At 42.6% G+C, this 14157-nt stretch carries 10 protein-coding genes; 2 read left to right on the top strand and 8 right to left on the bottom strand.

What is annotated here, in order from left to right:
• Nucleotides 1–46: 46 nt before the first annotated feature.
• The 6 genes from OXB_RS17915 to OXB_RS07760 form a co-directional block, all read right to left on the bottom strand.
• Entirely contained in the window at nt 47–3103 is a 3057-nt protein-coding gene (locus OXB_RS17915) for a YhgE/Pip domain-containing protein (protein WP_052483910.1), read from the bottom strand.
• A 731-nt stretch (nt 3104–3834) separates the two neighbouring features.
• Nucleotides 3835–5082, bottom strand: coding sequence for a cysteine desulfurase-like protein (locus tag OXB_RS07780; protein ID WP_041073229.1), 1248 nt, complete (start codon nt 5080–5082; stop codon nt 3835–3837).
• Between the two features lie 22 nt (nt 5083–5104).
• Complete coding sequence (locus OXB_RS07775) at nt 5105–5755, bottom strand: helix-turn-helix transcriptional regulator (protein ID WP_041073227.1); 651 nt, start codon at nt 5753–5755, stop codon at nt 5105–5107.
• A gap of 2 nt (nt 5756–5757) precedes the next feature.
• Entirely contained in the window at nt 5758–6969 is a 1212-nt protein-coding gene (locus tag OXB_RS07770) for a metal-dependent hydrolase family protein (RefSeq protein WP_041073226.1), read from the bottom strand.
• Nucleotides 6966–7961 (bottom strand): threonine ammonia-lyase, encoded by a 996-nt coding sequence (ilvA, locus tag OXB_RS07765; protein WP_041073224.1) that lies wholly within the window; start codon nt 7959–7961, stop codon nt 6966–6968. The genes OXB_RS07770 and ilvA overlap by 4 nt, the downstream gene beginning before the upstream one ends.
• A gap of 12 nt (nt 7962–7973) precedes the next feature.
• Nucleotides 7974–8429, bottom strand: a complete 456-nt coding sequence (locus tag OXB_RS07760; RefSeq protein WP_052484175.1) for a RidA family protein — start codon at nt 8427–8429, stop codon at nt 7974–7976.
• A 170-nt stretch (nt 8430–8599) separates the two neighbouring features.
• Here OXB_RS07760 and OXB_RS07755 point away from each other — a divergent pair, with 170 nt between their 5' ends.
• Nucleotides 8600–9310 (top strand): alanyl-tRNA editing protein, encoded by a 711-nt coding sequence (locus tag OXB_RS07755; RefSeq protein WP_041073221.1) that lies wholly within the window; start codon nt 8600–8602, stop codon nt 9308–9310.
• A gap of 88 nt (nt 9311–9398) precedes the next feature.
• Here the strand turns inward: OXB_RS07755 and OXB_RS07750 are convergent, their stop codons facing one another.
• Nucleotides 9399–10943 carry an AbgT family transporter gene (locus OXB_RS07750; protein ID WP_041073219.1) on the bottom strand — a complete coding sequence of 515 codons (1545 nt, stop codon included), beginning with the start codon at nt 10941–10943 and terminating at the stop codon, nt 9399–9401.
• 495 nt (nt 10944–11438) lie between these two features.
• On the opposite strand from OXB_RS07750, the gene OXB_RS07745 reads away from it, so the two are divergent.
• The gene (locus tag OXB_RS07745; RefSeq protein ID WP_041073218.1) at nt 11439–12419 is read left to right on the top strand and encodes a DUF5050 domain-containing protein; all 981 of its coding nucleotides are present in this window, start codon (nt 11439–11441) and stop codon (nt 12417–12419) included.
• A gap of 172 nt (nt 12420–12591) precedes the next feature.
• Here OXB_RS07745 and tnpC read toward each other — a convergent pair whose 3' ends face one another.
• Nucleotides 12592–14151, bottom strand: coding sequence for an IS66 family transposase (gene tnpC / locus OXB_RS07740; protein ID WP_041073217.1), 1560 nt, complete (start codon nt 14149–14151; stop codon nt 12592–12594).
• Nucleotides 14152–14157: the final 6 nt, after the last annotated feature.

Here is a 14157-nt window from a genome sequence, read left to right as displayed (position 1 = left end):
AACTAGAAACGATCGGGCTCGCACAGAAAGCAGGTATCCTCCACACTCAAATCACAATCTTGCTTTCCTTCGCCTTCTCCATGAATTTGTCACTCGACTTATTGAAGAACTTCTTCAAGCCGACTCCCGCGATAAGGGCGAGCAGGAAATAGATAAACAAGTAGAGAATTTGCTTCCAAGCGATTTCCCAAATGATGCCGCCGATTGCTTCCCTTAATAGGGTGATGGCGTGCGTGAACGGGAGAAACGCATGGATACTTTGGAAGAACGGCGGCGCCATCTGGATCGGGAAGGTCCCGCCCGATCCTCCGAGCTGCATGACCATGAGAATGATAGCCAGCACTTTCCCTGTATTTCCGAATACGGAGACAAGTGTATAAACAATGGAGACGAAAACAGCGCTGATCAATACGCCAAACAGGACATATGGCAGCTTGTTGACGACATACGTATGCATGATGAATAAGTTGCCGACCGTCACGATTAAGGCTTGCACCATACCGAGACCCATGAACGTGATCAGACGGCCCGCGTATATTTCATAGCTCTTGTACAACCTCTTCTCATCGATATCCACTTTGAGCGTGGAGACGAGCAATAGGGCCCCGACCCATAAGGAAAGCGTCGTATAGAACGGGTTCATGGCGGATCCGTAGTTCGGAATCGGGTACAAGGCGTGTTCATCCAACACGACAGGGGATGCTAGGAAATCGCTGACGCCCGTCGGATCCGTGTTGAGCACATGGAGCAGCTTGTCGAGATCCCCGTCCTCTTCCAATCTCCGTATTTTTTTGGCCAGTGTATTGACCGTTTCATTCGCTTCTGGGAAAATTTCATTCGCCATTGCGAGTTTTTCTTTCCCTTCGTCGACCCCTTTCGCCACCTTTTGAAGGGCATCCTGCACTTTCGGGATTTTGGCGTTCACATCGTCCAACACGTCCGATACGTCATACAAGGCCTTCGTGGCGTCCCGCATGACCGTTTTATACTGGCGGGCAAAGTCGCCACTTACAAAAGTAATCATATCTTCGAGGGACCGATCCATCCTTTCCGCCAGGTGGTCGATGTCGTCCAGCCGCTTTTTGCCGTTCACTTTCGCCTCTTCTATGCGGCCAATGACATCGTCGATTGAGGCGTTCGCTTTTTGCAAGTCTGCCTGCAAGACTTTAATCCGCTCCACCTGGTCGGAAATCGTGTCCGAGTCGACAAACTCCTGGATATCCCGTAGCCCCCCTTGGATGGAATCAACCGTACTCAAACCACGGTCGACCCGGTCCACAACTTTTTCCAAGGCACCGATTGTCCTAACAGGATTTTGGGCGGAATCCAACAAGGACTCCAGCTTGCCGTCCACAGTCGCTTTTGACTGTTGCAGCTCCTCGTATTTCTGGCGCATATCCTTGTCAATATCTTCTAGTCGTTTCGCTGCTTGCTCCAGAGCGAGCTTGCCGTCCACGCCGAACTTCTTCTTCAGTTCCTCGATTTTGGAATGGGACGATTCGAGTTGCTGTTGTAAATCATCCAGCAAATTTAAGCTCGGATTCTCTCCATTTTCAATCGCCTTTTGAATGGTAGTTAAGATTTCGTTCGTTTTCTCCAAAGAACTTTGCAGCGATTTGATCTTCTCTTCCATGCTGGCAAGACGGTCGCTGCTCGTAACTTTCCCGGCAACTTCCAACAGCTTGACAATCGTTTCCACTCTGTTCAGGCTGTTATTCACCTGCCCCGCCATGCGGTCGATTTCTTCCTTCTTGGAACTCCAATCGATGGAATCCCGTTTATCGTTTAGACGCTTCACGGCTTCCAACGCGATTCCATTCACTTTGCCAACTTGATCCAACCGACCAGCCATCCCAGTTGAGAGGTCCGTCAGTTGCTCAATCAGCTTCCCGACTTGCGGACGGACGACGGTTTCATAATTCTTCTGTAGTTGCCCCGCATTTTCCGACAATCTATCGGAAAGCTCTTGCGACTGTTGGACAAGCTCCACAGCGGGATGCTCTCCCCGTTCCAAATCCTGGATCATCGATTGCAAATTCGATTTCAGTTGCTGGAGGTCCGCCGCGTTTTCATCCAGCGACTTTTGCACCCCGTCAATCTTAGTCGAGTCTTTCAAGTTTTTATCTTGTTTTTTTAGGAAGTCATATATTGTCTGCAGACGGTCGGATGTATCATCGAGCTTCACTTGCTTGTCTTCCAGTGAAGAAATGAGCCGATCCAGGTCCGCTCCTTTCCCCGCCGCCTCGCTCGTAAACTGCGGAATGTTCCGGAATACTGTCTGGGCCTCCCGCAAATTTTCCTCGATTCCCGCGACCGCCCTATCTGCTGCCTGCTCGCTCTCCTTCAACCGATCAAGCAATTGCCCGTTGAGTTTTTTAGCCTTCGAATGGACGACATCCGCTTCATCGAGCGTGTCCCCCACTCTGTCGATTGATTTCTCTGCAAGATCCAAGCCTTGGTCGGCGAGTTGCAGCTGCGCATAAATCTCCGGCATGCCTGCCTCCAACTGATAAATCGTATCCCGGAGCTTATCGATATTGCCCATGTTATTTTCCAGTTCGAGCCCAAGCGAATTGAATATTTCCAAAACGGTTTTGTTCGTCTCTTCCACAAAGGAGCTTTGGATGTTTTCCATGACCGCAGAAGCACCCGACTTCGCCACTTTCGGAGAAATGGCATTGATTTTTTCATTGATATAGTATTCTAGTTGGGGCTTCGTGATTTCTTCCGTCGTTACGCTACTCAATTTTTCCGAAAAATCTTCCGGAATAATGATAGCGGCATAATAATCTCCATGCCGGACCCCTTTAATCGCATCCTCTTTCGGAACGAACTGCCATCCTAAATTATCATTCTTTGTCAACGAGACAATCACTTCATCACCGACGTTGAATTTCTGCCCTTGCACTTCCGTCCCCAGGTCCTCGCTTACAACCGCGACATTGACGCCTTTCGTGTTGGAATAAGGGTCCCAGGAAGCGAGAATATTCAGCCACGCGTACAGCGAGGGCAAAAAAGCGACCGCAGCGATGACAATCAATGCGGCCTTGTTCCTTGAGATATTCCGAAAATCAATTTTCACGATGTTGAAAATGTTTTTCATCTTAATAAACCTCACTTTAGGCAATCCCTAATCATGATTTAAAATTATATTAGTATACTACTCTATCATAAAGAAGTTTATTATAGTTGTAAACTAAAAAGTGAACGAAAAACTAAATTGGTCAGTCGGACGGAGTTTGGAAGGAGTTTAGCATGTTTCTATTGGACGACTATTTCCCGCAGTCCAGGAACATCCGTCTTTCACGGGAAAGAAAATAGCCCTGCATTCGTAAAGAAATCGAACGCAAGGGCTATTTATGCTGTACGCCTTCCTTGGGCGTGTTTTTTATATTACAGGCTTACGAAAATCAATGGATCCGCCGGAAAGAGAAAAAGCCCTCCATCCGATAATTGATTACAGGGTCGCTTCTCGTCAGAACCACCCTTTTCACAAATTAGCCGATAAAGTTTATCTTTATAATAGACCGAAGTAAAGCCGCTTACCGTTCCTTTCCAGAAATGGAATCCATATGATTGGGGAGGATTCTTCCATGCTTTGCAGTAGGAATTTGATGGGGTTGGAATCATGTCCTGAACAAGTCAAAAGGATATTGGGCTTCTGGTGGCATCCCTATACAGACTCGTCTCTCTATCTGCCACTGGAAGAAAGCTGTTTCTGTGCTAAAAAGGCGACCAATCCTTCTGGAGGGGTCGCTGTTTCAATTTAGGTCAGTCCTCATATTTTTAGGACATTATCTCCTGTATTTCTGTCACTTGTTAACAATCGTAATCTTATTGCCAGACCATTAATTTCCGCGATTCAATGAACTTAGTCATGCCTTCTTTAAATAGCTCAACCTCTTCAATCGTGTTGTAAGGTGCAAACCCTACTCGAACCCATCCTCCCAATGGATATACACCCAACTTTTCCGCCATTGTTGAAGCATAAAAATCACCATCGGCGACACACACGTTGTAATGTTCAGCAAACCATTTAGTTACATTTCTTGAGTTTTGATTTTTTATCGTAAATGCAATGGTTGAGGTTTTCTTGATATGATCTGGCGAGCGGTAAAGTTGTATGTCAGGAATATCCTTCAAAAAATTCTCAAGCGTACCAGCGAGTGATATTTCATAAGTGTCGATCTCTTCAATACCGCTAATTAACCGCTGACGCCTCGTTGCTCCTTTACCAAGTTGCTCAATAAAATTTATGGCTCCGCTTAATCCGGCAATACCTTCATGATTCTGTGTTCCCGTTTCTAATTTCCAAGGGATCTCTGTAGGGGCAGGCTCCAACTTAAATACGGGCAATTTTTCAAAGAGATCCTCTTTAATAACCGCTATACCGAGATGAGGGCCAAAGAATTTGTATGCCGAACAAAATAGAATATCACACTTCAATTGCTTAAAATCAATTGCCATATGCGGAACAGCATGAACCGCATCTACTATCAATAAAGCACCAACTTCTTTAGCTCTTTTTGCAATTATATTGATATCAGTAACCGTCCCAGTCACATTGGAAGACAGACTTACTGCAACTAATTTAGTTTTCTCTGTAATTACATTATCCAAATCATCTAGATTAAGCGAATAGGTTTGTGAACTAACCTCAATAAATTTGACTTTTGCTCCCTTTTCACGCGCAAGGTGAATCCAAGGATCGACATTTGCTCGATGATCAATTTCAGTTACAACAATTTCATCTTCCTCTTCAAGAACGAATCCTAAAGACCGGGATATGGAGAAAGCAAGCGAAGTCATATTTGCTCCAAAAGCAACTTCGGTTGGGCTGCAGGCTAAAAGATCGGAGACTGAATTTCTTGTTTCCTCAATGATTTCTTCTGTTCTAACACTTGTTAAAAAGGTACCATGAAGATTAGCCATACCGTTTGAAATGTAATTAAACATTTTTTCAGATGCATACTTTACCATTTGGGTTCCACCTGGTCCATCAAAGTAAATAAGCTGTTCATCATTTCTATCTACCGCCGGGAATTTTGAACGGACATACTCTATGGGGAAACGTTCCTTCATGATAAATCAACCCCCTCGTCTCTTAATTTGATTTATCTATATAATTATAAAGCGTGAACTTGGATATATTCATCATGTTTGCAACCTTTTGGACTGCTCCTTTGATTAAGAACAACCCTTTCTCATCTAGATAGGAAATGAAAATTTCGCGATCTTCTTTTTGCATTAGCGGTATAGGCTTACCCACTTTAGAGATGGCTTCGTTAATTATCTGGTCTTCCAGATCATTTATAGAAGGTGAAAACTCTTCCTTCTTTTCCTTTTCAGAAATAGTGGACATTACGCCCTCCAATACTTTTTTGCTCATATCCAAATAAGTCAAATCAAGATTAATACAAATACAGCCTATTACCTCATTCTCTGGGTCACGAATTAAAATAGAGCTGGATTTAACTTTCTTTTGGTTGATTAAAGTATTAGCATAATTGATAAGCATGTTTTCACCATCTTCGCCTTTACGAAGGATCTCCAAGCCAAGGTTTGTAACTGGCGAACCAATTCCTCTGCTTGTTACGCTGCCATTGAATATTGCCACTATTGAGGATGAAACATCGGTAAAGTCGTGCAACACCACTTCACAGAAATCACCAAACGTTTTGGCGATCCCTTCCGCTACTGGAATATAACTTTTTAATAAGGGATGGATATCAGTTTTAATTATCTCTACTTCCATAGTCAAATCTCCTGTGCTATTTTTATACTTTCGCTTACTTGATGTACTAGGCGACCATTTGCAAAGACATAGTTAACGTTCTTTAAAACGTCCATGTTTTCTGTCGGATCACCAGAAACGATTAGAAGATCGGCAGCCTTTCCTTGTTCAATTGAACCTATAAGACCTTCCATCTTGACCGCCTTTGCTGCAACAATGGTAGCCGCCCTAATTGCTTCTATTGGTGACATTCCTTCTTCCACCATTAGTTTAAGTTCATCCACCATTAATCCGGGATAATTAAACGGAGTACCCGCGTCCGTTCCAGCCGCTATCGGTACACCTGCTCGATACGCAAGCCGAAAGCTGGTTTTATGTTCTTCGATAATCTTCTTTACCTTATCTATCATGTGCTGGGGGACAGCACCCGTCTTATCTAATATAAGTCTAGGTGCAAGTAGCGTCGGAACTAGGTAAGTCCCTTTTTCGAGCATTAACTCCACTGCTTCCTCATCAAGTAAATAGGCATGTTCTATCGTAGTAACGCCAGCCCTGACTGCATTTTTTATCCCTTCTGTGCCAATTGTATGTGCGGCCGTTGTTTTAGCCAGTTGCTCCGCTTCCTGACAAACACACCGTATCTCTTCCTCTGACAATTGCGCGGCTCCTGGCTCATTCCCTTTTGTAAGAACTCCACCTGTCGCCATTACTTTAAGCAAGTCAGCACCCGCCTTCAGCTGCGTACGTGCTGCTTTTCTCACTTCATCACATCCGTCCGCCTCGATTGCCATGACATGGCCATGTCCTCCAGTCATCACAATCGGTTGACCAGCAGCAAACACACGAGGGCCAGTGATCAGGTTTTCGTTCACAGCATCTCTATAGGTGATATCTACATTATAACGCGTACCTAGATTGCGAACTGAAGTTATTCCTGATTTCAAAAATTCATACCCTTGCTGAACAGCCTTAAAAGCAATATCTGCCATACTGTCGTCTTTCATCTTTGCAAAGGGATCTGGCGAGGCATCCATTCCCAAATGAACATGTGAATCAATTAATCCAGGCAAAACAGTCATTCCTGTCCCATCAATTTCAATGGTTGCAGAATCTTGGGATTGTATAGACTGGCCCGCTTCCACAATACCAGATTCATTGAAAAGCAATTCGCCATTATTAATAATATCTTCACCATTACACGTTATAATTCGAATATTTTTCAACTTATAATTCATTTTATCACCTCACTCTTTTCATAATTTCTTTCGTTATATTCCCGTATAAGCTTTTGATACAGCTCGAAACTTATATTGCCCCCACTAGCCATTACGACTACCTTTTTTCCTGATAGCTCCAATTGTCCGCTCAGCATCGCAGCGATTGCTGCAGCACCGGATGGTTCTACCACAAGCTTAGCCCGTTCTGCAAGCAAAGCTACGCTATTGGCTATTTCGCTTTCTTTAACTAAAATGAGATCATCTACATAGCGTTGGGTATGAGCAAACGTTAACTCCCCAGGTTTCTTTGCCATCAAGCCATCAGCTATCGTGTTTACCTTCTCCACTTCGGTTGGCTTGCCATTTCTCAAAGATGTATACATGGCCGTTGCACCCTCAGTGTTGACACCGATCACTTGTATAGTAGGTTTAAGCTCCTTTAATGCGGCAGCCATCCCTGAAATTAACCCCCCGCCGCTGACGGGAATAATAACAGCATCGACATCGGGCAATTCTTCTACTATCTCCAGACCGAGCGTCCCTTGACCCGCAATGATAAAAGGATCATCAAATGGGTGGATCATTGCTCTTCCCTCTTCTTTATGTAACTGATATGCCTTGTCAAACATTTCAATTGATGTAGCGCCGTATTCAATTGCTCTTGCGCCATATTGCTCAATCGCATTCTTTTTGCTGGCCACTGGATTCTCCGGCATAATTACCGTTGCACTAATCCCTAATTTCTGAGCAGCATATGCTGTCCCGGCGCCATGGTTTCCTGCTGAAAAAGCAACTACGCCGTTTACTTTCTCTTCATCTGTCAGATTAGCAATTTTATTATAAGCACCTCTAATTTTAAAGGAGCCGGTTTTTTGCAAGTTCTCCGGTTTCAAGTAAATCTCGCTTCCTGTTAGGTTTGAAAACGTATTCGAAGTTTGAAGCGGAGTAGAAATAATCACCCCTGCCAAGTTTGCTTTTGCTTGTTGAATTTGATTTAAAGTAATGTACATTTCAACTTCCTCCTATTCTACTATTTCTGCAATCATTTCTATTTCCACCGGAATATTGAAAGGCAATATACTTGTTCCAATGGCAGAACGAGCGTGTTTTCCTTTTTCCCCTAATATCTCAACCAAAATGTCAGATGCTCCGTTTATGACCCCCGGTTGGTCAAAAAAATCATCTGCGCTATTAACAAATCCGAGCAATTTAATAACTCTAATTTTATCTAAAGAGCCGACCTCATTTTCTAACATGCATAGCAAGTTGATCGCTGTTATTTTAGCAGCCTCATATGCTTCTTCCATTGTAATCTCCTTGCCTACTTTTCCTACGTGAAGGGGTTTGCCATTTAGAAATGAGCCTGATCCTGAAGTGTATAATAGATTTCCACTTCTTCTCACAGTCAGGTAGTTCGCCATTGCTTGAGGCGGTTGTTCGGGCCACTGAATTCCAAGCTGTTTAATTCTATCTTTAATTAACAAGTGATGACCTCCATTAGAAACTTATTTTTATTTTATTCTGATAAATTACATGAGTCAACAAATTGTTTCAAACTATAAAATTTTTTGTATAATAAGAAAGTGGTGTTCAAATAACTTGAACTCTTTCATTAATATCAAATATTCTTTACAAAGGAAGTGCAATCATGACAAAAGAGTTGTTTTTAACAGACAGTTACTTAACGCAACGCAACGTTCATGTCATCAACATTGAAGCCGATAGAATCGAATTGGATGAAACTATCTTTTATCCCACAGGGGGCGGACAAGAACATGATACTGGAACACTGAAGCAAGCTGACAGGCTGTACAACATACACAAGGTTAAAAAAGAAAACGGAAAAATTGTCCACTATATTGAACAGCCTGAGGGATTAACAGTAGGACCTGCGAAAATCACAATTGATTGGGATCGAAGGTATGAATTTATGCGTCACCATTCTATGCTTCATATCGTGGGAGCAGTTTTCCATCGAAAATATAATTCACTTTGCACTGGTAATCAGATTTATCTAGACAAAGCACGGATAGATCTGACTGAAATTAGTAGCTTAAGTGAGGAAGAAATCGCTTCAGCTATTCAAGAAGCTAACGAAGAAGCGCAATCTAACTATACGATTTCTTCAAGAATCCTCCCTAGAGAAAGTGTAGTGAATTTATCAGAGTCAGTTAAAACAATTGTGAATCTCATACCAAACTCAGTCCAAGAGATTCGGTTTGTCTCTATCGGCGATATTGACGAACAGCCATGTGGCGGTACGCATGTAAGACAAACGAGCGAAGTGGGAAAAATTATTCTAGAAAAAACCAAGAGAAAAGGCAAAGGAATTACTAGACTGGAGTTAAAAATTAATTGAGTGGCTTTCTCCCGAGATAGACTAATTTATACTATTGGACTCTCTTAATTTCAAATTAGGAGAGTCCAATGCACGTTTGGATTATCCACTACTTCAGATGAACTCCGTACCCAGGTCCAAGCGGGAGACCCAGCAAGTACCATACCGCAAAAAATGCAGACCAGACTATTCCAAAAAATATTGTATAAGGTAAAAGAGTGGAGATTAAAGTTCCAATTTTTATGTTCTTATCATACTTTTGGGCAAGCATGAGCAGAATTGCAAAATAGGCCAACATTGGTGTAATTGTATTCGTTATGGAATCCCCAATCCTATATGCCATTTGTGTATAGGCGGGATTGTATCCCAGATACATGAACATAGGCACGAATACAGGCGCTAAGATAGCCCACTTAGCAGTTGAACTGGCAATCATAAGGTTGATTAAGGCCGCTAATATGATAAAGCCTAGTAAAAGTGGTAAACCTACTAGACCAATATCTTTCAAGAAATTAGCACCTTTAATTGCTATTACTGGTCCTAAGTTACTCCAGCTAAAGTAGGCAATCATTTGTGCCGCAACAAAGGAAAGTAAAATATAATAAGACATACCGGATATAGTGGTTGTAAGGTGATTAGCTACATCTTTATCCGATTTAATAGTTTTTGAAGCAATACCGTAAGCTAGAGCCGGTAAAAAGAATGCCAAAAGAATTAATGGTATGAGTGAAGACATAAAAGGCGATTGCATAATAGAGCCGGTTTCTGGATCTCGTAATAAAGCGTTTTCAGGAATTACCAACACTAATAAAGTGATCACAAAAACCAGAAATGTAACTCCAGCCCACTTAAGCCCGCGTGTTTCATCTTTAGTCAGCTGTTCGGCTTCCCCCCTAAATTCTCCCGTATAGGTTCCTAATCGTGGCTCTACAATTTTTTTGGAAACGAATACAACAACAGGGATAAGTACAAAGGTAGAAACGATGCTAAAATAATAATTCATAGCAGGTGAAGCAATGAAGTCCGGATCTACCATTTCAGATGCCGATTGTGTAAACCCAGCCAATGTTACATCTAAAACATTTAGCAGCAAGTTTGCACTAAACCCTGCGGCCACGGCTGCATATCCGGCTACTAAACCTGCAATAGGGTGTTTATTAATAGCTAGAAATAGCATTGCTGCAATTGGAGGCAATACAACAAATGCCGCATCTGCTGCGGCATTCCCTACAATACCGACTAGCGCTATTATAGGTAAAATAAGGAACTGGGGTGCACTTAATACGGTTTTTCTCATTAAGGCTGATACAAGACCTGTTGATTCGGCTAATCCTACGCCGAGCATTGCAACTAAAACCATTCCCAAGGGAGGAAAGCTCATAAAGTTCCCAACTAACCCTGTCAATATCCTGACAATTCCTTCTTTGTTTAGAAGATTTGAAACAGTAATAACTTCATTATCAGCAGGATTTACCGCTTTCCAACCTAAGGTTCCAGCTATAAAAGATGCTAATAAGATGCCAACTGTAATTATTACGAATATCGTGATAATATCGGGCAGCTTATTACCATACTTCTCTATTTTGTCCAAACTCCTTTGGAAAAAATTTTTATTTCCAATTTCATTATTTGGTCTCTTTTTTTCTTTTCGCATTTTACTCCCCCTTTATTTAAGTCTATTTTTTTAAAAAAATCTCCAAAATCCTGACGGAATATTGAGAAATCTTTAGTGACCTTTCCTTTTTGTATATACTTCCTCCTTTCGACATCATTTGCAGGTTTACATTATGAAAGTTAGTGTTTCAATTCGATTGGCGTAAATATCACGTACCTTTTTAATCCCTCCTTGCTTTGTAGCCTTAATATTTAGAATCTTATCATTGTTTTAATATGTAAGTCAACAATTTTTTTTATCAACAAAAAATTGTTGTATATAAATATATTATTGAAATTGATATAAGTAGGGTGACATCATCACTCTCTTATATACACTTTAATTTTCACCTCCAATTAGGACCTCTATTAGGTCTTATAGCAGAGACACTCCCCACTTTCATTTGACTATAGGAATCTATTTGAACATCGACAATCTACCTAGTCAGTGATATGTTGAAATCAGAAAAACTATTATTGCAGGAGGAATGCAGAAATGAAACGATGGGCGGCAGTGTTAGCATTATTACTATCTATTAGCCTACTATTTCCTAGCTTCATTGAAGCAAAAGCGAATAATGCAAGTTTGGATTTGAAGGGGGATCATTATCAGTCACGGAGCTTTGCTGTCAAAAGCGGGGATACTTACTATGTAAATACAGGGTCTCTGGAGAACCAAGCTCCCGGCATATACAAAATGAGTAAAAACTTAAAACAATACAGACTCATTAAAAAAGGCAGCTATAGCAATATCACGATTCACGAAAATTCCTTTATTGTATTTAATGAAGACGAAGGATTGCTACAACAGCTTTCCTTGGACGGCAAAGTCATTAAACAATACCCGGAAGTGACTGGCAGTACCTTCCAAGTTCATGGCAATTTCATTTACTACAACACAGATAAGGGTTTCTATCAAATGGGTGTTAATGGAAAAGGCAATAAATTACTTTACAAGCCAAAGGGGTATGTCCAAGAGTATACTGTCCATAATGGATGGCTCTACTTCACCTACACTCTCCCTGTGAGTAATGACCCTTATGACATGGATGTCACATTCAATTTGGCGAAAATCAAAATTGGCAGCCCTCGAAAAGAAGTTTTGTTAGTTAAAAATGTTAATAACATTGATTCAATCATAGTGAGAGACGGCTATATCTATTCGGTCATTCATAAAAATGATAAAGACTTAAGTAGACATCTGTATCGGATGGATTACAGCGGGAAAAATGTAAAGCGTATCTCCAATGTAGAAACCTCATCTTCATTCATTGGCTCCAAGCATATTTACTTTGTGAATAATACATTTGACGCTACACAAACGCTTTTCCGTATGACAGTGGATGGGAAGAAAATTGAAAGAGTAGGTACCATACCTGGCCGAAAGTCCAATATGGAGTATTATGACGGTGTGTTCTATTTGGAAGTACAAGCTCCTAAACAATATAAACTTTCCCTTCATCGAATTTCAATTTAAGTTCGAGTTCTTTGAGGAATGGCTCTGCGGAAAAATCTGCAGGGCTTTTTTATATTCCATTAATTAGTTTCTCGCAGGCATTCGCATCGTAAGCCCGTAATATAAAAAACGCCCATGAAGGCGCACAGCTGCACAAATAGCCCTGGCATTCGAGTTTTTTACGAATGCAGGGCTATTTTCTTCCGCAGGAAAGGCGGATGTTCTTAGACCAGGGCAAATATTTGTCCAACAGGTCGGGGTCCTGCTGGAAGTTCAAATTCGGCAGTTCGGTAAATAGCTTCTGGAGATAGGAGTAAAAATCAATCCCATGGACCTTAGCTGTTTCAGCAAGGGATAGACAGACGGCGTTTGCTTGCGCACCCGCTTCACTCACGGAGAATAACCAATTTTTACGTCCGATGACGTTCGGTCGGATGGCATTCTCAGCGGGATTGTTGTCGATCTCGAGCCGGCCGTCCTTCAGGAATGCCCGTAGCCCTTCCGCCCGGTTCAGTGTATACTCCGCTGCTGTCGCAAGCGCACTTTTCCCATAGAAAGGAGATTGCTCTACCCACTGAAGGAATTCCTCGACAATTGGTTTGGAGTGCTTGTTCCGCGCCTTTCGTCGTTTGCCCGGAGGCAAATTCCTGAACTTCCGCTCCAGATGATAAAGGCGGTCGCAATACTCCACGCCCATTCGGCCATTCTTGCTGTCGGCCTTGAGCCAATACCGGCGCACGTGTGCCCAACAGTGGGAGAATGTAATACCTTCCAGATTGCCATAAGCAGAATAACCATCACAAATGATGGTCCCTTTGTATCCCTGAATGAAGTTTTTGAGCACTTCACGAGAACGAGATAGGGAACTCTGAAAAAGGACCATGACAGGTCCTTGACTCGGTACAGTCCGACACACCCAATTATAGGCTTTCGACTGACCAGATTTCCCATCCGACCTGAGAATGACTTGAGCGTATGTTTCATCGACATGAAGAACGTTTTTGCACGTCAACAGATCTTTCATCCGCTCGTATATAGGCGACAACCATTTATCCGCTACGGAGATCACCCAATTGGACAGGTTCTTGTCGTTGGTCATCAGTCCGTAGCGTTCCCATTCCTTTACCTGCCGGTAAAGGGGCAGGTATTGGATGAATTTATCGTAGATGGCTTTGGCCAATACGCTGGGACCTGCGATGCTCCGTTGAATGGCCGGCTGAGGCGCCTTGCCGCGGACGATTTGTGCAGGTAGGGATACATCGTTTTTACAGTGGATACATTCATAGGCGTGTTCCATATGCTGTACTTTTTTCATTGTCGCCGGGATGAATAGGGCTTCTTCCCGCACGATGGTCCCACCGATCTCCGTCATTTGACGATGGCAGCAGGCGCATTCGGTGTGTTCCGGATGATGATGGATGACTTCCGTTTCGATGTCTTCCCGCAGAATATCATTCCGCTTTTTCCGTTGGGCTTTCCGGACAACAGTGTAGGAAATCGTCTGTTGGCTTTGTTCCTCTGTGTGCTCAGAGTCAGGAAAAGACGAATCATCCTCAAACAGGGATCCTTGCCCGTCGGGCGCATTGTATTTGGATTTCTCCGTCTTGGATCCGTACAAAAGCTTGGTCAGATTCTGCACTTGTTGGGTGAGCGATTCAATCTGGCGGCTGAGCTTTTGGTTCTGCTGATTCGAAACGGCCAATTGCTCCTCCAATAATTGAATGACCTTTTCGGTTGAAGATTCGTTTGCCATATCGCT

The organism is Bacillus sp. OxB-1, from assembly GCF_000829195.1.
In the GTDB taxonomy this organism is placed as follows: domain Bacteria; phylum Bacillota; class Bacilli; order Bacillales_A; family Planococcaceae; genus Sporosarcina.
The sequence above is the reverse complement of the archived record's forward strand: the minus strand, read 5'-3'. Positions and strand labels throughout refer to the sequence as shown.

Coding starts and splice junctions, on each gene's coding strand:
- OXB_RS17915 (WP_052483910.1), bottom strand. CDS start 3,103: ATGAAAAACATTTTCAACATCGTGAAAATTGATTTTCGGAATATCTCA.
- OXB_RS07780 (WP_041073229.1), bottom strand. CDS start 5,082: ATGAAGGAACGTTTCCCCATAGAGTATGTCCGTTCAAAATTCCCGGCG.
- OXB_RS07775 (WP_041073227.1), bottom strand. CDS start 5,755: ATGGAAGTAGAGATAATTAAAACTGATATCCATCCCTTATTAAAAAGT.
- OXB_RS07770 (WP_041073226.1), bottom strand. CDS start 6,969: ATGAATTATAAGTTGAAAAATATTCGAATTATAACGTGTAATGGTGAA.
- ilvA (WP_041073224.1), bottom strand. CDS start 7,961: ATGTACATTACTTTAAATCAAATTCAACAAGCAAAAGCAAACTTGGCA.
- OXB_RS07755 (WP_041073221.1), top strand. CDS start 8,600: ATGACAAAAGAGTTGTTTTTAACAGACAGTTACTTAACGCAACGCAAC.
- OXB_RS07750 (WP_041073219.1), bottom strand. CDS start 10,943: ATGCGAAAAGAAAAAAAGAGACCAAATAATGAAATTGGAAATAAAAAT.
- OXB_RS07745 (WP_041073218.1), top strand. CDS start 11,439: ATGAAACGATGGGCGGCAGTGTTAGCATTATTACTATCTATTAGCCTA.
- tnpC (WP_041073217.1), bottom strand. CDS start 14,151: ATGGCAAACGAATCTTCAACCGAAAAGGTCATTCAATTATTGGAGGAG.